We start from the raw sequence: 18,603 nt of genomic DNA on the forward strand, positions 1-18,603 counted from the left end.
ATGGAATTCGAATTCGACGACAACTTGTCCGCGGTGCGGGATCTGAGTGAATCGATCTTCTCGGCGAAGTCCGGAGTGGACCGCCTGCGGGAAGTGGAGGGCGCCGGCGGTTTCGACGCCGAACTGTGGAAGCTCCTCGCCGACTCCGACGTTCTGGGAATTCCTCTGCCAGAGGAAGTCGGGGGAGCGGGACTCGGAATGCTAGGCCTGGCAGCGGTGCTCGAACAACAAGGCCGCCGGGTCGCCCAGGTGCCGCTCTGGTCGGTGATTTCGACGGCAGCGCTGCCGATTGCCGAGTTCGGCAGTACGGAGCAGAAAGCGTCGTGGCTTCCGGGACTGCTCGACGGCTCGGTGATCGTCACCGGCGCCTTCGACACCGGTTACAACGCCGAGACGGCAGTTCGCGCCGAGCCGGCTCCTGACGGCTGGGTTCTGTCGGGCCACGTCGACTCCGTACCGGCCGCCGAGTTCGCTGCCGCACTGGTGGTTCCGGTGACGATGCCGGACGGCAGTGTCACCGTGATGATCGTGCCGACGGACCGGGACGCGCTGGTGCGTACACCGCTTGCGGTGACGAACCGCGAGAGCAACAGCGCTGTGCAGTTCGACGGGGTTGCGGTTACTGCAGCTGACGCACTTCCCGCGGACGGCGCGGTGGTTCGAGACTGGACGTTACGACGTGCGCGGGTCGCTCTGGCGGCCCTGGCTACCGGCGTCTGCGAGGAAGCGCTGGCGATGACGGCGAAATACACCTCCGAGCGAGTGCAATTCGGACGTCCACTCTCGACCAACCAGGCAGTTGCCGTCCGGGCCGCCGACGCGTACCTCGACACCGAGAGCACAAGATTGACCACCCACCGCGCTGCCTGGCTGATGGACAGCGGAGTCGAGAGTGAAGCGGAAGCGGCTGCGCTGGTCGCCAAATGGTGGGCGTCGCGCGGCGGTTTGCGCGTGGTGCACGCGACCCAGCACATGCACGGCGGAATCGGCGCGGATGTCGACTATCCGATTCACCGCTATTTCCTGTGGGGACGGCAGATCGCCTTCACTTTGGGGAGCGCGGGGGCGATAGGCGCCGAACTCGCCGATCAGTTGGAGATCCGAGCCCAGATCGGGGCGTCGGCGTGAATATCTGAGACGACAGGTTCCAGTCACGGGCAGCGCGTCGGCAATCATCGCGCTACTCTGCCCTTCGTGAATCGCACTAGTTCGTTCATCAGGCCGTTGGTTCCGCGGGACCCGCACGAGCCGCACCGGGTGGCGACGCCGCTCGAACTGCTCACCGATCTCTGCTTCGTCGTGGCGGTCGCTCAAGCGGCCACCGGTCTGCACCACGCGATCAGCGAAGGGCATGCGGCTTCGGGCGTCGGGCACTTCGCGATGGCTTTCTTCGCGATCTGGTGGACGTGGCTGAATTTCACGTGGTTCACCTCGGCGTACGACAACGACGACGGAATCGCCCGGCTGCTGACCATCTTCCAGATCCTCGGATCGCTGGTCCTTGCAGCCGGCATCGTCCGCTTCTTCAACGACGACGCCCTGCTGATCATCGTCGGCTACGTCATCATGCGAATAGCCCTGGTCATCCAATGGCTCAGGGTCTCGCGGAACGACCCCGAACATGCGCTCACGGCGCGTCGATACGCTCTCGGAATCGTGTTGGTCCAGATCGGTTGGATCGGTTTCTACTTCGTGCCGTCCGCCGTTTACGTCCCGACGTTCCTGGTGTTGGTTCTGTGCGAATTCGCGGTACCGATCTGGTCGGAGAAGCCGGGCATGACGCCGTGGCACCCGCATCACATCGCGGAGCGGTACTCGTTGTTCTTCATCATCGTTCTGGGCGAGACGATCCTTTCGACCACCATCGCGATTCAGGACGCCGTGGACGGTGAGCATCCGGCAGCGCAGGTCACCTACGTCGTGATCGGCGGCATTCTGATTGTCTTCAGCCTGTGGTGGTTGTACTTCCAACGCAATGCAGGCGAAGTGATCGGCGGTGACAACGTCTCACCCTTCGTCTGGGGGTTCGGTCACTACTTCATCTTCGCCGCCGCTGCCGCCATCGGTGCGGGGTTGGCCTCGCGCGTCGACTTCTGGACTCATCACGGTGACGGCAGCGCGTTGGTGACGGGTGCTGCCGTCACCGTTCCGGTCGCGGTCATCCTTGCCGCCTTGTGGTTCATCCACATTCGACTACACGACTCCTCGGTACGCACCCTCGTGCCGTTCTCGGTCGCGATAGTCGTCGTGCTCGGTGGTACCTACACCGCGGTGCCCGAACTGGTCGCGGGACTGGCCTGCGCCGCGCTGTTGGCCGTGGAACTGATTCTGACCGAGGGCAAATCCGAAACCGTCTGAGCGCTCATTCGGCGGCAAGGAATATCGCCTTGGTGACGGCGACGGTTTCCAGTGGTCCCTTCGACGGTCCGACCAGCACGGTCCACCGATCTTCGGAACGATCTATCGGATAGCTGCTTTCGGACCACACGATGGGGGTATCCGTCCCTTGCCCTCGGCAGGAGTAGGCGCCCGCCAGGCTTGGGTTCGATTCGGGAGAGGGCCACGAACCGCCGTGCCGGACGCGGCAGAGAAGGCCGTTCTCGAGTTCGAGCCCGAAGGGGGTCGGGTCGGCGGGCGGCGGATAGGCCTCGACGCCGTCCACGCCTCGAGCGGTGATCAGTTCTGTTCCCCAGGGAAATTGCAGGCAGAGAATCGAATCGGGCTCCGGGCCGACCCAACACGCGTCCGCGCCGTCAGCGGTGATTCCGCAGGTGATGACTCCCGGCGTGACAGCCGACTGTGATGCTGCGTAGCACTCGCTGATCTTCATGGCCGGTGTTTGGACGCTCCAACCGGATGTGGGTTTGCCGGAACCGTCGACGGCAACAAGATTCACGATCTCGGTCGGGGTACCGCCTGCCGATGATCCCGCAGTCGCAGGCAAGCATCGGCAGAGGACTATGCGGGTGATCGTTCCCTCATCCGCCTTCTTGCCTTCGGGTGTGAAGGTGATTCGATAGCCGGTTCCCGCTTCGGTGTCGGCCGGAAAGACTGCGACCGATTCCCCATCGGAATTGGTTGTGGCAGTGAAGGGACCGTAAAGTTCGGCGGCGCGCTGCATCTTCTGGCCGACGGTCAGTCCGTCCAGTGTGGCAGCGCCGGTGCGGGGCGCGATTTCGACGAGAACGCCGTCGGTGAAGGTCAATTCGCAGTCCTGCCATTGGACGACCACTGTTCCGGTCTTCGATACCGGCGCAAGGTCGCCGGCGGCTTTCCGCGTTTCCTCCTCCGTCATGCCGATCCGAAGGTTGCGGAAGCCGCTGGTGGAGAGTCGCTCCCGTGCGGATTCGGGATCCGAGGCAACCGCCAGCCGTGCGGTGAGTTGCGCCGCGTTGGCAGCGTCGATCGCCATGCCCCCGGTTGCGTCGGCGATGCACTTCAGCTGGGCGGACGCAGCGGCGTCGAGCTTGAATCCGATGGTGTGGATGGTCAGGTCAGGATCGTGGGGCATCGCTTCGGTGGACTCACACGGAGGTTCGGTCGAGCAGGTGTCCTCCCCGTCGGAGACGAGGATGATCGTGCGCTCACCATCGGCGGGGAGTGCGGCGGCCGCTTGCTGAAGTGCAGACAGGATCGGCGTGTATCCCGACGCGGACAACCCGTCGATTCCCGCTGCGAATGCATTTCGATCGAGTGGTCCGAGTGGCACGACGGTCTTGATGTCGCGGCAACCCGCGACCTTCTCGGCGTCGCTGCTACCCGTGGCGGTGCCGTACGCGATCAGACCGAGCGCAGCATCGTCTGGGAGGCCACTGACGAGAGTGTGAATCGCGTTCTTGGCGGCATCGATTCGAGGACCGGGAGCGTCCTGCTTCATCGACCCCGAGGCATCCAGCACGATGACGGTAGGCGCCGTTGCGCTCACTTCTGAAGCTGGATCAGCAGTGACACTTACCTGCTGGGTCCCGCCTGCTTCTTTGGGCCCGCCACTGCCCTGCGTCGAACACCCGACGGCAATGATCGCAGTCGCCGCAATACAGATCGCCACACGAAGACGCATGGAACGAGGCTACGAGCTGACGTGGCCGGCCAACAGTCGTCCGAACGGACGACACTGGCTCAGCGAATCGCGAGTCGCTCCTTGCGGAGCTTGTCGACCTCGGGCAGATGCAGGGGTTCAAGCTCGTTCACACCCAAGGCGCGCATGAGCAGGAGGTCCGCGAGTTCGGGGTTGCGAGCCAAAGCGGGTCCGTGCATGTACGTCCCGATCACCGAACCCTGCACGACGCCTTCGAATCCGTCGCCGACGCCGTTTCCGACACCATGGGTGACACGTGCGAATCCAGAGGCTGAGCTACCCAGAGTTGTTCCGCCGCGATGGTTCTCGAACCCCGAGAGGGGCGCGGTGAGTCCGTCGATCAGCGGCTTCGTGATGACTTCGCCGATGGAACGCTTCTCCTGCGGCGAGGTCGTGACGTCGAGCATCGAGACACCGTCGACGCGTTCGCCGCTGGAGGTTTCGTACCAGTTGCCGAGCACCTGAATGGCAGCGCAGATCGCCAGAACCGGTGCGCCACGCTCGGCGGCGCGTTGCAGACCAGGGTATTTCGCGAGGTGACGCGTTGCGAGGCGCTGAGCGGAATCCTCGGCGCCACCCAACGTGTACACGTCGAGCGAATCGGGGACCGGATCGCTGAGGGTGATGTCCACGATTTCGGCGTCGTAGCCGCGCATCCGCAGACGCTGACGCAGGATCAGGGCATTGCCGCCGTCGCCGTAGGTGCCCATGACGTCGGGGAGTACCAGACCGATGCGAACTGTCGAGTCAGACATTGCGAGACTCCTTCGCGATGGCAGTGTTGAGGTCACGGAAGGCCGTGTAGTTCGCCAGTACCTCCACACGTCCGGGAGGGCAGGAAGCGATGGCGCGCAACGGGTCCGGGTCGAGAGTGTGCTCGACGCCCGCGTACGTGAGGCGAACTGCCAGATCTGTTCCGCGTTCACCGGCGGCCACTACCTTGACACCTTCGAAGTGCTCGAACTTCACGTCCCACAGCCAGGAGAGGTCCTCGCCGTCCGGCACCTGACCGTTCACCGCGATGACCAGACCGTCCACCGTGGGATCGATCATCGACAACGCTTCCTGCCAGCCGGCGGGATTCTTCGCGAGCAGCATGTGAACGGAGTGCGGTCCGACCTCGACGGTGCTGTATCGACCTGCGACTTCTTGAACCGTCGATGCGGCGGCAACTGCCCCGACCGGATCTGCACCCAAAGCCGCTGCAGCCGCTACGGCCTGAGCTGCGTTGCCGCGGTTGGCTTTTCCGGGGAGGGTCAACGTCATCGGAATCTTCAGGCCGTCGGGGCCGTAGAGATTGTCGTCGTCGAGCCACCAGGTCGGCTCGGGCCGCGCGAAGTCGGAACCGGTACTGCGCCAGTGCTTTCCCTCCCACACGATGGGTTCGCCGGTGCGCGGGCAGCTGACGGAATCGCCGGCCCAACCGCCGCCGGCAGCAACCCACACGACGTTGGTGGCGTCGTATGCCACGGAGGTGACCAGTACGTCGTCGCAGTTGGCGACGATCACCGCATTCGGATGCGCGTTGACGCACGCGCGCAGTTTCCGTTCGATCATGTTGATCTCGCCGACCCGGTCGAGCTGATCGCGGCTGAGATTCAGCAGCACGATCACTTCCGGGTTCACGGCGTCGGCTACGTGGGGGACGTGCAGTTCGTCGACCTCGAGTGCCGCCAGCGTCGCATCGGTACGCGCGGCCAGGGCGGCCACGATCCCGGCATCCATGTTGGCGCCGTCGGCCTGCGTGGCGACGTTACCGAGTGTCGCGAGCGCTGCGGCGGTCATACGCGTGGTCGTCGACTTGCCGTTGGTGCCGGTGACCACGACGGTGCGCTTGCCGCGTCCGAGCTGAGTCATGAGCGTCGGGTCGATCTTGAGGGCGATCAGCCCGCCGATCATCGAACCCTTGCCGCGACCGGCCTTCTGCGATGCCCAAGATGCTGCTGCGGCAGCTCGCATGGCGAGCTTTCCGCGCGCTGTGATCGATAGTCCAGTTCCCACGGCCCGAGTTTGGCACAGGGCGTCGTCAGACGCCGAGTCGCGCCGGTGGTGAGGCTGCAGGTGTGTCCGAGAAAACAGTGTTCGCGGGCTTACGTCTCATCTGTGCGGCGCTCGCTCCGGCGATCACGATGACCGCCCCGACCAGTGACAACGGGCTCGGATCCTCGTGCAGGAACAGCCAGGACGCGCCGATTCCCACGACTGGCACCAGCAAGGAGAGCGGCGCCACCATGCCGGCGGGATAGCGGCCCATGAGCATCGTCCAGAGCCCGGATCCGGCGATGGTGCCGAGCAGAATGATGTAGGCCAGCCCGACCAGCGACGGCCAGGCGTCGGCGCTGAATGCGGTGCCGAGTGCGTGCCAGCCGACTGTGGGGCCCTCGACCACGGCTGACAGTGCGAGCATCGGCAACGGCGGGATGACACACATCCACAACATCAAGCGCATCGGTGCAGGCTCGCCGACGGTGTTCGCCGCGGCCAAGCGGCTGCCGAGATTGCCGAACGCCCAGGACAGGCCGCCGAGGAGCGTGAGGATGACGGGCAACAGTGCCGCGTGGTGCGAGCGGTCCCAGCCGATCAAGGACATCCCGCCAACGGCGACGGCGATACCGGAGACTTGCCAGACGCTGAGCTTCTCGCGGAGCAGGAAAGCGCCGAGTAGGACGGTGAACGGTGCTGACGACTGCAGGACAAGTGATGCAAGGCCCGTCGGCATCCCCGAATGCATCGCCCAGAAGAGGAAGACGAACTGGCCGAATCCGAAACCGAATCCGTAGAGCAGCAGCCAGCGGAGCGGCACCTGTGGACGCGGCACGAAGATGACCACCGGAATCGCGATGATCAGAAACCGCAGCGCTGCGAAGAAGAACGGCGGGAAATGATCCAGGCCGACGCGAATGGCCAGGAAGTTCAGACCCCACAAGACGATCACGGTCAGGCCGAGGAGACGGTCGCGGGGAGTCATGCGTTAATCGTGAGCCTTACGAAGCATCAGAACAAGCGAATATAGATGCACTATCCATGTAGTTTTGCTACATGGATATTCGTCACCGTATGGATGCCACGCGCTTGCGAATCCTCCGCGAGCTCGCCGACCGAGGAACCGTCGGCGCTACTGCTCTCGCCCTCTCGATGACGCCGTCCGCCGTCTCGCAACAACTCAAGATCCTCGGACGAGAAGCGGGGGTCTCGCTCCTCGAACCGGACGGGCGCACGCTGCGCCTCACCGACGCGGGTCGAGCGCTGGTGCTTCGCGCCGACGACGTGGTGGCGGCGCTAGACAGGGCGGCGGACGAGATGGCGTCGTACCGAGGCTCGCCGCGGGGAAAGGTGCGAGTCGCGTTCTTTCCCTCCGGCGCGGCGCTCCTGCTGCCCGGTGTCCTGACGGCGCTGAAGAACTCGGACGTGGACATCGACGCCTACGACGTCGACAAACCGGCGTCCGCCGTCCCTGGGCTGTTGGCCGATCACGATGTGATCCTCACCCACCGTGACGAACGCGGAGCCGAGACGTCGTTTCCCCGGGTCAGCGTGCAACCGCTGATGCGTGAACCGATCGATCTGGTGCTGCGGCCTGATCATCCACTCGCCGAGCAGGATTCGGTCCGGCTGGAACAATTGGCCGACGAGAACTGGATAAGCGTGCGCGGCGGGTTTCCGGTCGACGACGTTCTGCTGTCGGTTGCGTCGGTAACCGGCGTCCAGCCTCGCGTCGCTCATCGGATAAACGATTTCCGCGTCATCGAAGAGCTGGTGGCGGCGGGCCACGGCGTGGCTTTGATGCCGCGATACGCGATCACGCATCCCGGAGTTTCGAGGAAACCGGTGGCGGGAGTGCGCGCTGCACGAGTTTATGAATTGGCAACTCGTTTACACGCCAACCGCAGTCCGGCTATCGGAGTCGTGCTCGACGCCTTTCGTGACGTCGCGCGTGCTGTCGGTGAATGAAGGCTGTCGGTGAATGAAGGGCCGTTGGTGAATGAACGGCTGTCGGTGAATGAGCAGCTGTTGGTGAATGAACACAAAACGGGAGCGACACGATTAGTGTCGCTCCCGTTTCGGTAGTGCAATCCTCACGGTTTAGTGAGGGTCGCTTAGTGAGGGCCGGTATCAGGCGAGAGCCTTGGCCTTCAGTGCTGCGAATTCTTCTTCACTGATGGTGCCGGCGTCGAGAAGTGCCTTTGCATCTGCGATGGATTCGGCCGGGGACTTTCCGGCAACCTCACGGATGTAGCTGTCCTGTGCGTTCTTGACCTGCTGCGCAGCCTCGAGGGACCGCTGTGCCATTCCGTCACTGCGAACGATCAGGTAGACGAGCGAGGTGAGCAGCGGAATGAAGAACAGGAAGACGATCCAGATTGCCTTCACCCAGCCGGAGGTCTTGTGATCGCGGAACAGGTCGGTGATGATCGAGAAGAGCAGGATCAAGTACGCGATGAACGCGAAGCTGATGATGATCAGCCAGAGGAAGTCCCAAAAGGAATCCATTGTCGAGCTCCATTTCACAAGTCGGATTTGTCTGAGCTGACTATCTCACGCGCACGTGGCGTCTGCATCATCCTCGATGGGTGAATTCTTTTTGTTAACTTCGCTAACCGACTCTTTCGGGACCAATGTCATGCCGAATCGAAAACATCGACCGAAAATCTTCAGTGCTCTGAAAACGACCCTGGCCCCACCCGAAAATCGGGTGAGACCAGGGATTGTTCACGAGTCGGGAGCTGAGTGTCAGCTGGCGCGGTTCACTGCCGAGACCACAGCGCGCAGCGAGGCCGTCGTGATCGACGTGGCGATACCCACACCCCAGACGACGGTGCTCTGACCCTCCGGGCCCGTCACGGCGCACTCGACGTAGGCCGCGGCCTGGGCGTCGTCACCGGCGGACATCGCGTGCTCGGAGTAGTCGAGGACACGAACGTCGAAGTTGATGCTTCCCAGCGCGTCGACGAAGGCAGCGAGTGGGCCGTTGCCGGTACCCGAGATCTCCTGCTCCTTGCCGTTCACCTTGACGATCGCGGTGATCGCATCGGTGCCGCCGTCCTCCTCGGACGCGGTGACCTTCTGCTTCATGCGCTCGAGCGGGGTGATGGGAGCGAGGTACTCCTCGTGGAAGACATCCCACATTTCCTTCGGCGAGACCTCGCCGCCCTCGCCGTCGGTGATCTTCTGGACCGACTGCGAGAACTCGACCTGCAGACGACGCGGCAGCACCAGACCGTGATCGGCCTTCATGATGTATGCGACGCCGCCCTTGCCGGACTGCGAGTTCACACGGATGACGGCCTCGTAGCTGCGGCCGACGTCCTTCGGGTCGATCGGCAGGTAGGGGACCTGCCAGAGAATGTCGTCGACGTCGGAGTTCTGGCTGTCGGCGTCGACCTTCATGGCGTCGAGGCCCTTGTTGATCGCGTCCTGGTGGCTGCCGGAGAACGCGGTGTAGACCAGGTCGCCGCCGTACGGATGACGCTCGTGGACGGGTAGCTGGTTGCAGTACTCGACCGTGCGACGGATCTCGTCGATGTTCGAGAAATCGATCTGCGGGTCGACGCCGCGCGTGAACATGTTCAGAGCGAGAGTGACCAGGCAGACGTTGCCGGTGCGCTCACCGTTGCCGAACAGGCAGCCTTCGATGCGGTCCGCGCCGGCCTGGTAGCCCAGCTCGGCTGCAGCGACACCCGTGCCGCGGTCGTTGTGGGGGTGCAGCGACAGGATGACCGAATCGCGGCGGGCCAGGTTGCGGTGCATCCACTCGATGGAGTCGGCATACACGTTGGGTGTAGCCATCTCGACGGTGGCGGGCAGGTTCAGGATGACCGGGTTGGCCGGCGTCGCACCCAGGGTTTCGGTGACGGCGTCACATACTTCCTTGGCGTACTCGAGCTCGGTGCCGGTGTAGGACTCGGGCGAGTATTCCCAGCGCCAGTTCGTGTCCGGGTACTTCTTCGACTCGGCGAGGACCAGTTCGGCGGCGTCGGTGGCGATCTTCTTGATCGTGTCCTTGTCGGCGCGGAACACGACGCGGCGCTGCAGAATCGAGGTGGAGTTGTAGAAGTGCACGATCGCGTTCTCGGCACCTTCACAGGCCTCGAACGTGCGCTTGATCAGCTCGGGACGCGACTGCGTCAGCACCTGGATGGTGACGTCGGACGGGATGGCGCCGTCCTCGATGATCTCGCGAACGAAATCGAAGTCCGTCTGGCTCGCGGACGGGAAGCCGACCTCGATCTCCTTGTAGCCCATACGAACCAGGAGATCGAACATACGACGCTTGCGCGCCGGGCTCATCGGATCGATCAGCGCCTGGTTGCCGTCGCGCAGGTCAACGGCACACCACTGGGGTGCTCGGTCGATGATCTTGTCCGGCCAGGTGCGGTCGGGCAGCGTGACCGTCTCGACCTCTTCGGCGAACGGGCGGTAGCGGAACGTCGGCATCGACGAGTTCTTCTGCGTGTTCCACGCAGGCTGGTCGGACGGTGCCGGCTTCGTGGGCGGGGTGATGGTGCGAGTGCCGGTGGTGAATGCGTCAGCGGGGGACATGGGTGTGATCTCCAGGATTGTGGACCCGGCCTGTTGACCTGTTGGTCAAGACCATGAGTCCGGAAGGCTTGGTCGACCGGCGCACAAAAACCCCGCGGCGGGAGGCCAGTCTGGATCAGACCCCGTCGCGGCAACCAAGAAGGAGTGCGCGCTGCATGCACAGCACTCTACTCCTGGATTTCGCGAGAAATCGGTGGGGTTCGCCCTCATGTCCAATTTGTCGCCGAATTGTGCTGCCGTTTCGGCCCCGAAAATGGTGGACTGTCGTCCATGGATCCCCGAATCGCCGTGGCGAGGACGTACCTCGACGCGCTCCGCAGTCACGATGGCAGTTCCGTACCGCTGGCTCCGGACGCGGTACGCCACGAGGTCGGGCTCAAGACCGGATTTTCGGGGAATCATTTGCGGCGCAGCCTTTCCGGAGGTCCTCAGTATCGCGTGATCCGCGACATTCGTGAGGTGGAGTGGACGGTCGACGGGGACGACCTGACGGCTGACTACCTCCTCGACGCCGGGTTGTTCGGGCGGAACCTGATGACCGTTCGGGTTACCGAGACCTTCCGGATACCCGCTGACGATCACCGCATTCACCACATCACCGCGAAGATTCGACCGGCGCGCGCCAAGCACACGTGATGCGCTCGATCCGCTGGATCGTCTGTTCACTGCTGATCGTTCTCGCTGGTCTCGGTGCTGCCGGCTCGGTGCTCGCGCTGTTCGTCCACACCCAGGTGAACGACACCGACAGTTACGTCGAGACGGTTGCCCCGTTGGCTTCCGAACCTGCTGTCCAAGCGGCTGTCGTTGATCGGCTGACCGAGGAACTGACGCAGCGGTTGGACCGGTTTCCGCAGGTGGTGACGAGACAAGCCGAGAAACTTGTTCGGGAGGCGGCTCAGTCGTTGGTCTCCAGCGACCAGTTCGCGACGCTCTGGACCGCGGCCAACCGTCAGGCGCACGCGCAACTTGCTGCGATGGTGACCGGCAGAGCCACCGACGGCATCGTTCGGTCCGACGACAGCGGAACAGTCACCTTGTCCCTCGAGCCGATCATGACAGAACTGCGGACGAACCTCCGCGATCGCGGATTCACCGTCGTCGATCGTCTTCCGACGTTCGATCCGCAGTTCGAGATCCTGCAATCCGACGAGCTGGTGCGGGCCCAGGACCTCTCGAACACTCTCGACCGGGCAGCGGCCTGGCTGCCGTGGGTGTCGCTGGCCTGTGCGATCGCGGCCGTCGCAGTTGCGCCGAGGAGAATGCGCGCACTGTCCCTGGTCGGGCTGGCGACGGCGGTGGCGATGATCGCCCTGTTGGTGGCGCTGGCCGTCGTGCGGCGGGTCTATTTACAGAATTCAGACATACCGTCATCTGAGGCGGCAGTCGCGGTGTACGACGCGCTGGCAGTTTCGCTGGTCAGCAGTATCCGCGTGCTTCTCGCCTGCGGAGTTGCCGTCACGGTGGTCGGTTACGTTGCCGGTGGCTCGCGTTCTGCGACGTTGATGCGATCGCGGATCTCGCAACTGATCCCGCGCGGATCTGAGGCGAACAGCAGTACGCATCGGGAAGTCCCAGGACCACCTCGGTAAGCTCGACCTCTGGTATCTGTAAACAATTTCGACCTGGAGGTAGAAACGCGTGGCTCTCGTCGTCCAGAAGTACGGCGGATCCTCGGTGGCAACCGCCGAGCGCATCCGACGAGTCGCTGAACGGATCGTCGAGACCAAGAAGGCCGGCAATGATGTCGTCGTCGTGGTGTCAGCGATGGGCGATACCACCGATGAGCTGCTCGATCTGGCTCAGCAGGTGTGCCCTTCCCCGCCGGCCCGTGAAATGGACATGCTGCTGACCTCGGGTGAGCGCATCTCCAACTCCTTGGTAGCGATGGCAATTCACTCCCTCGGCGCCGAAGCTCGTTCGTTCTCGGGCTCACAAGCCGGAGTCATCACGACCGGCAGCCACGGAAACGCCAAGATCATCGACGTCACGCCGGGCCGTGTTCGCACTGCGCTGGACGAAGGCTCGATCGTTCTGGTCGCCGGATTCCAAGGCGTCAGCCAGGACAGCAAGGACATCACGACGCTCGGACGCGGTGGCTCGGACACCACTGCCGTGGCGTTGGCAGCTGCACTCAACGCCGACGTCTGCGAGATCTACACCGACGTCGACGGCGTTTTCTCCGCCGATCCGCGCATCGTCCCCGACGCTCACCGCCTCGAGACGGTTTCCTTCGAGGAAATGCTCGAACTCGCAGCGTGTGGTGCCAAGGTGCTCATGCTCCGGTGCGTCGAGTACGCCCGTCGTTACAACGTGCCTGTGCACGTCCGTTCGTCATACACCACCAAGCCCGGAACAATCGTGTCCGGATCGATGGAGGACATTCCTGTGGAAGAGGCCCTGATCACCGGAGTCGCGCACGATCGCGGCGAAGCCAAGATCACCGTTGTCGGATTGCCGGACACACCGGGACACGCTGCCAAGGTGTTCCGCGCAGTCTCCGATGCCGAGATCAACATCGACATGGTGCTGCAGAACATCTCCAAGGTGGAGACAAACAAGACGGACATCACCTTCACGCTTCCGACGGCCGACGGCCCCCGCGCCGTCGAGATCCTGACCAAGCGTCAGGAAGACATCGGCTTCACGCAGATCTTGTTCGACGACCACATCGGCAAGGTTTCCCTGGTCGGCGCCGGAATGCGGAGCCACCCGGGCGTCACCGCCACGTTCTGCGAGGCGCTGGCCAAGGCAGACATCAACATCGACCTCATCTCGACCTCTGAGATCCGCATCTCAGTGCTGGTCAAGGACACCGAATTGGACGACGCTGTACGTGTCATCCACGACGCTTTCGGGCTCGGTGGCGAAGAAGAAGCAGTAGTACACGCTGGAACGGGACGGTAATTTCTCATGACGACTATCGCTGTTGTCGGTGCGACCGGTCAGGTCGGCATCGTCATGCGCACTTTGCTCGAAGAGCGGAACTTCCCCGCGGACAAGGTGCGGTTCTTCGCATCTGCACGCTCCGCCGGTAAGAAGCTGCCCTTCCGCGGCGAAGAGATCATCGTCGAGGATGCGGCCGCCACATCGGATGAGGACCTGAAGGGCATCGACATCGCCCTGTTCTCAGCCGGTGCGACGCTCTCGCGCGCCCAGGCTCCTCGCTTCGCTGCTGCCGGCGCGACCGTTGTCGACAACTCTTCGGCATGGCGCAAGGATCCCGAGGTTCCCCTCGTGGTCAGCGAGGTCAACCCGCAGGACACGAAGAACCTGGTCAAGGGCATTATCGCGAACCCCAACTGCACCACCATGGCAGCGATGCCGGTGCTGAAGGTTCTGCACGACGAAGCCGGTCTGCAGCGTCTGATCGTCTCCAGCTACCAGGCCGTGTCCGGTAGCGGCATCGCCGGCGTCGAGGAACTCCTCGGCCAGGTGCGCGCCGTAGTCGGAGACGCGGAGAAGCTGGTTCACGACGGCAGTGCCGTCGACTTCCCGGCCCCGAACAACTACGTCGCCCCCATCGCGTTCAACGTCCTGCCTCTCGCAGGTTCGCTGGTCGACGACGGAAGCGGCGAGACCGACGAGGATCAGAAGCTCCGCAACGAGAGCCGCAAGATCCTCGGACTTCCCGATCTGTTGGTTTCGGGTACGTGCGTGCGCGTTCCCGTCGTGACCGGGCACTCGCTCGCGATCAACGCAGAGTTCGCCAACCCGCTCTCGGTTGCTCGCGCCAAGGAGATCCTCGCCGACGCTCCGGGCGTCGAGCTGGTCGAGGTTCCGACGCCGCTGGCCGCTGCCGGTGGCAACGCGTCGCTGGTCGGTCGTATCCGTCAGGATCCGGGTGTCCCGGAGGGACGCGGACTCGCGCTCTTCGTTTCGGGCGACAACCTGCGTAAGGGTGCCGCGCTCAACACGATTCAGATTGCCGAGCTGTTGGTCGGCTAGATCTTTCGTTCGGTACCGGCCCCGCACCTAGGTGTGGGGCCGGTGTCGTTTCGACAGGCGCTCTAGTCGAGTTCGGAAATGGCGACCAGGCCACCGAGGTACTCGGCATCCGAATACGCTTTGGCGAGTAGCGCTCCGAGCTCACCGAGAGCTCCGTTGTCGCTGCCGTACGCAACAAACATGCCCGCTTCGGGATCGGTGCCGAAGCGGCCCTCCAGATGCGGTGCATCGCGGCCTACCACTGCGTAGGCGACCGACGCCCAGTCGTAACCGGAGCCTTCGAAACCCTCTACCTGCTCGAATATCGATGCCACCTTGCCGAAATGCTGGTCGGTGAGCATCAGTGACCAGTTGCCCGGAGACGTTTCGAAAAGCTGTAGCGGTTCGATCGATGGTGATGTCATGCGTGTATTGAAGCAGATCCGACCGACAGGTTTCAGTCGGCCGCTAACGCCCGACCGATTGTGCGAGAGCCACGGCAAAACTGGAAAGTCGTTCTCGGGTATAGGTTTCGGGATCACTGACGGCCAGTCGTCCGAGCATTTCGGCGAACGACATCATGGTGTGTGCGAGGAGAACCGGATCAAGGCCTTCGAGCTTCGACTCGAGGGCAATCCCGGCGCGGGCCAGTTCTTCGGCGCGGGCGAAGACAGCTCCGCGAGAGAGCTTCAACAAGCCGTGATACTCGCTGGGGGCGTTCTCGACAGACGTCAGAATCAGGCGCCAGCGCGTCGGGTTCTCCAGTACGGCGTCGACGAAGGCGCCGACGGTCCCGGTGTACGACGCCGCTGGGCCGAGTTCGCTCAGATCTGTCGGCATGGTTTCGAGCACCTGAGCGATGGCTCGCTCGTGCTCGCGGCGCAGCAGTGCAGCGACGAGATCGGTCCTGGTATCGAAAATCGTGTAGAGGACGGGCTTGCCGACACCGGCTTCGGCAGCGACGGATTCCATGCTGAGGTTGTGCAGGCCAACGCGGCCGGTGACCTCGAATGCTGCGTCGAGGAGCTGCTCGCGACGTTGCTCCGGCGCCATGCGAGGGGCGTACTTGCGCCGCGGTGTATCCGTTGCGTCAGCTTGTGACCTGGTCATCGTGTGCATCACCTCCGCTCTCACCCTAATCTGCCTGCCACTTCTTCGTGAATAATACGCAACCGTTGTATTCATCGTCTGCAATTGTTACGGTGGCGTTGTATTCGAATGGTGCTCAGTGAGGCGCCTCTGCCGAGATCTCGAGGAGAACAACCGCTATGACAGCGTCGACCTCTTTAGTGCCGAATGATCTGCTGCTCCATCCCTCCACGTACGATCGGCCGGAGTTCGACGCGACCACGCGGAGACTGCTGGGCGCGACCGTCGACTGGTTCGAGGCGCGTGGAAAGAACCGACTCCTGGCCGACTATCACGACAAGATCTTCTACTCCGATTTCCTCGATTTCGCGGCGAAGGAAGGTCTGTTCGCCACATTTCTGACGCCCGCCCGCGACAGTGGTGGCGACTCTGACAAGCGCTGGGATACCAGTCGTATCGCCGCGCTGTCCGAGATCCTCGGCTTCTACGGACTCAACTACTGGTACCCGTGGCAGGTGACCATCCTCGGTCTCGGGCCGGTGTGGCAGAGCGACAACGAGACGGCAAGGGCGCGAGCAGCTTCCGCTTTGGCTTCCGGAGGCGTTGCGGCATTCGGACTGTCCGAGAAAGAGCATGGCGCGGACGTCTACTCCACGGACATGGTCTTGACGCCCAACGGCAGCGGCGGGTACCTGGCCAGCGGTTCGAAGTACTACATCGGAAATGGCAACTGCGCCAACACGGTCTCTGTCTTCGGCCGTGTCGACGGAGTGGAGGGCACTGATCAGTACGTCTTCTTTTACGCCGACTCGGACCATCCGGCATTCACCGTGGTGAAGAACATCGTTCCGGCCCAGATGCACGTAGCGGAGTTCTCACTCGTCGACTATCCCGTTGCGGCAGAGGATATCCTGCATACCGGCGAGGCAGCATTCAGTGCCGCACTCAACACCGTGAACATCGGAAAGTTCAACCTGTGCTTCGGCGGAATCGGTATGTCGACTCATACCTTGTACGAGACGATTACCCACGCGCACAATCGAATCCTGTTCGGCAATCCCGTCACGGCGTTCCCACACGTACGACGTGAATTCGTCGACGCGTACGCGCGCCTGCTGGCGATGAGGCTCTTCTCGGATCGTGCGGTGGACTACTTCCGCACCGCATCGCCCGAGGACCGCCGCTACCTCTTGTTCAATCCCGTCACCAAGATGAAGGTGACAACCGAGGCACAGAAGGTGATCGGACTGCTCTCCGACATCGCTGCGGCAAAGGGCTTCGAGAAGGACAGCTACCTCGCGGTGGCCAAGATGGATGTCGACGGGCTGCCCAAGCTCGAGGGGACCGTCGCCGTCAATCTCGCCCTGATCGCCAAGTTCATGCCGGCGTACCTCTTTGCCCCCGAGTCATTTCCGGCGATTCCGACGCGCAACGATGCAGCCGACGACGAGTTCCTGTTCCGTCAGGGCCCGGCACGGGGGTTGTCGAAGGTTCGATTCGACGACTGGCGAGCGGTGTACGCGAAGTTCGCGGATGTTCCCAACGTTGCACTGTTCATGGAGCAGGCAGAAGCGCTCGTGACCCTTTTGGCCGAAGCTGCACCGGATGCGGCGCAGCAGGTCGACTTGGACTTCGGCCTGGCGATCACCGAACTCTTCACCCTCGTCGTCTACGGCCAGTTGATCCTCGAACAAGCCGAGATCTTGGGATTGGACGAGGGGCAGCGGAACGGTGGGGTGCTGGATCAGATCTTCGATGTCCTGGTCCGCGACTTCAGTGCTGCAGCGGTGGAGTTGTACGGAAAACCCAGCGCCAGTGAAGATCAGCAACGGTTGGCACTGGCATCTATCCGGCGCCCCACGTTCGTGGCGGAGCGATTCGAGTACGTCTGGCAGCAAGTAGTCGCCTTGTCTGGTGCCTACGAAATGAACGGTGCCGGCTCAACGAACGGGGAGGAATGAAATGTCTGAACTGACGATGAATCGACCGCGTGAGGATTACGGCTTCTTCGGCCCAGGATCACCCAGTTGGAAGATCTGGGCCGCGCCGACAGCGCTGATCGGGTTCCAGCGGTCGGTGGTGCTCGAGCACTTCGACCCCTTCTTGGCTGCCGCAGTGGCAGACATGAGCGGGATTTACAGCGATCCGGCCGGGCGACTCGACCGAACCTTGGCGTACTTCCTGACCGTCGCCACTGCCGACGGGCGGACAGCACTGGCGCTGTCCGACCACCTCATGACAGTTCATGCTCAGGCTACGGGCGTTGAACCGATCACCGGAACTCGTTACAGCGCAAACAATCCGGCGTCACAACTCTGGATCCACGTGACGGGTTGGCATTCGGTGCTCAAGTGCTACGAGATGTATGGGCCGGGCCCGCTTTCAGCTGTCGAAGAGCAGCGGTACTGGGAAGAATGCGTGATCGCTGCCGAACTACAGACATGCAAGACCTCCGACGTTCCACGCTCCCGAGACGAGGTACGTGAGTACTTCGCTGAAGTCAGGCCCAGATTGTGTACCTCCGAGCGTGCCAACCGGGCGATGCACTACTTGTTGAGAACACCGAGAGCGCAGGGGAAGACGAAGTTCGCGACATTCAGCCGATTGGTCGCGCCGGCCACTATCGCGACTTTGCCCGGCTGGATGCGAACGATGGGTGGGTTCGATCAGCCAGCGTTGTTGGACAGAGCAATTGCGCCCGCGGTGCGAACGGCAGTCCGGTTGGGTAGTTCACCGAAGAACATGACCACTGCTCTGAAAGTCATTGCGCCGATGACGGGCAAGGTGTTGGAGCGCCACCTGCGTGACGAGCAACCCCTGGACCCGAGAGTTGTCACGCCAGCGGAGATTCGGGAGCGATTCCCGCGAGCCGCCAAGGTTGCGCAGGCCGTCTGACGGGTTCGCCACGGCCTGTTGGCACCGCATCGGGGGGATCCCTTCGATGCGGTGCTCGGCCGTGTTCTGTTGTGCCT

At 63.0% G+C, this 18,603-nt stretch carries 17 protein-coding genes; 9 read left to right on the forward strand and 8 right to left on the reverse strand.

Features of this window, described 5'->3' with window-relative positions; genetic code table 11:
- Positions 1-1,128, forward strand: a complete 1,128-nt coding sequence (locus M0639_RS02160) for an acyl-CoA dehydrogenase family protein (protein WP_058227094.1) — start codon at positions 1-3, stop codon at positions 1,126-1,128.
- 66 nt (positions 1,129-1,194) lie between these two features.
- Positions 1,195-2,358 carry a low temperature requirement protein A gene (locus M0639_RS02165; RefSeq protein WP_047271595.1) on the forward strand — a complete coding sequence of 388 codons (1,164 nt, stop codon included), beginning with the start codon at positions 1,195-1,197 and terminating at the stop codon, positions 2,356-2,358.
- A 4-nt stretch (positions 2,359-2,362) separates the two neighbouring features.
- Here the strand turns inward: M0639_RS02165 and M0639_RS02170 are convergent, their stop codons facing one another.
- The 4 genes from M0639_RS02170 to M0639_RS02185 are packed head-to-tail and all read right to left on the reverse strand — an operon-like array spanning position 2,363 to position 7,046.
- On the reverse strand, positions 2,363-4,060 hold the full coding sequence (locus M0639_RS02170) for a vWA domain-containing protein (protein WP_064233716.1): 1,698 nt from the start codon (positions 4,058-4,060) through the stop codon (positions 2,363-2,365).
- A 59-nt stretch (positions 4,061-4,119) separates the two neighbouring features.
- The gene (locus M0639_RS02175; RefSeq protein WP_007731510.1) at positions 4,120-4,833 is read right to left on the reverse strand and encodes a type 1 glutamine amidotransferase; all 714 of its coding nucleotides are present in this window, start codon (positions 4,831-4,833) and stop codon (positions 4,120-4,122) included.
- Positions 4,826-6,079 carry a Mur ligase family protein gene (locus M0639_RS02180; RefSeq protein ID WP_064073531.1) on the reverse strand — a complete coding sequence of 418 codons (1,254 nt, stop codon included), beginning with the start codon at positions 6,077-6,079 and terminating at the stop codon, positions 4,826-4,828. The genes M0639_RS02175 and M0639_RS02180 overlap by 8 nt, the downstream gene beginning before the upstream one ends.
- Positions 6,080-6,104: 25 nt before the next feature.
- Positions 6,105-7,046 (reverse strand): EamA family transporter, encoded by a 942-nt coding sequence (locus M0639_RS02185; protein ID WP_050656967.1) that lies wholly within the window; start codon positions 7,044-7,046, stop codon positions 6,105-6,107.
- 89 nt (positions 7,047-7,135) lie between these two features.
- Here M0639_RS02185 and M0639_RS02190 point away from each other — a divergent pair, with 89 nt between their 5' ends.
- Positions 7,136-8,029: a LysR family transcriptional regulator gene (locus tag M0639_RS02190; protein ID WP_003943476.1), complete on the forward strand. Its 894-nt coding sequence runs from the start codon at positions 7,136-7,138 to the stop codon at positions 8,027-8,029.
- 162 nt (positions 8,030-8,191) lie between these two features.
- Here the strand turns inward: M0639_RS02190 and M0639_RS02195 are convergent, their stop codons facing one another.
- On the reverse strand, positions 8,192-8,569 hold the full coding sequence (locus M0639_RS02195) for a PLDc N-terminal domain-containing protein (protein WP_003943489.1): 378 nt from the start codon (positions 8,567-8,569) through the stop codon (positions 8,192-8,194).
- A gap of 240 nt (positions 8,570-8,809) precedes the next feature.
- Positions 8,810-10,618: a 2-isopropylmalate synthase gene (gene leuA, locus M0639_RS02200; protein ID WP_003943488.1), complete on the reverse strand. Its 1,809-nt coding sequence runs from the start codon at positions 10,616-10,618 to the stop codon at positions 8,810-8,812.
- 270 nt (positions 10,619-10,888) lie between these two features.
- On the opposite strand from leuA, the gene M0639_RS02205 reads away from it, so the two are divergent.
- The 4 genes from M0639_RS02205 to M0639_RS02220 are packed head-to-tail and all read left to right on the forward strand — an operon-like array spanning position 10,889 to position 14,563.
- A complete protein-coding gene (locus tag M0639_RS02205) occupies positions 10,889-11,254 on the forward strand; it encodes a DUF8021 domain-containing protein (protein WP_042922809.1) in 366 nt (121 codons plus the stop codon).
- On the forward strand, positions 11,254-12,207 hold the full coding sequence (locus M0639_RS02210) for a hypothetical protein (RefSeq protein ID WP_007731502.1): 954 nt from the start codon (positions 11,254-11,256) through the stop codon (positions 12,205-12,207). Before M0639_RS02205 ends, M0639_RS02210 begins: the two co-directional genes overlap by 1 nt.
- A 49-nt stretch (positions 12,208-12,256) precedes the next feature.
- Positions 12,257-13,522: an aspartate kinase gene (locus M0639_RS02215; RefSeq protein WP_003943494.1), complete on the forward strand. Its 1,266-nt coding sequence runs from the start codon at positions 12,257-12,259 to the stop codon at positions 13,520-13,522.
- Between the two features lie 6 nt (positions 13,523-13,528).
- On the forward strand, positions 13,529-14,563 hold the full coding sequence (locus M0639_RS02220) for an aspartate-semialdehyde dehydrogenase (protein WP_042447794.1): 1,035 nt from the start codon (positions 13,529-13,531) through the stop codon (positions 14,561-14,563).
- 62 nt (positions 14,564-14,625) lie between these two features.
- Here the strand turns inward: M0639_RS02220 and M0639_RS02225 are convergent, their stop codons facing one another.
- Both M0639_RS02225 and M0639_RS02230 read right to left on the reverse strand, forming a co-directional pair.
- Positions 14,626-14,967 (reverse strand): Imm51 family immunity protein, encoded by a 342-nt coding sequence (locus tag M0639_RS02225; RefSeq protein WP_054800956.1) that lies wholly within the window; start codon positions 14,965-14,967, stop codon positions 14,626-14,628.
- A gap of 43 nt (positions 14,968-15,010) precedes the next feature.
- Positions 15,011-15,661, reverse strand: a complete 651-nt coding sequence (locus tag M0639_RS02230) for a TetR/AcrR family transcriptional regulator (protein ID WP_007731498.1) — start codon at positions 15,659-15,661, stop codon at positions 15,011-15,013.
- Between the two features lie 149 nt (positions 15,662-15,810).
- On the opposite strand from M0639_RS02230, the gene M0639_RS02235 reads away from it, so the two are divergent.
- A complete protein-coding gene (locus M0639_RS02235) occupies positions 15,811-17,592 on the forward strand; it encodes an acyl-CoA dehydrogenase family protein (RefSeq protein WP_064073530.1) in 1,782 nt (593 codons plus the stop codon).
- Between the two features lies 1 nt (position 17,593).
- Positions 17,594-18,526, forward strand: coding sequence for an oxygenase MpaB family protein (locus M0639_RS02240; protein ID WP_081557256.1), 933 nt, complete (start codon positions 17,594-17,596; stop codon positions 18,524-18,526).
- The last annotated feature ends 77 nt before the right edge of the window (positions 18,527-18,603 follow it).

It is taken from the genome of Rhodococcus qingshengii JCM 15477 (genome assembly GCF_023221595.1).
In the GTDB taxonomy this organism is placed as follows: Bacteria; Actinomycetota; Actinomycetes; order Mycobacteriales; family Mycobacteriaceae; genus Rhodococcus_F; species Rhodococcus_F qingshengii.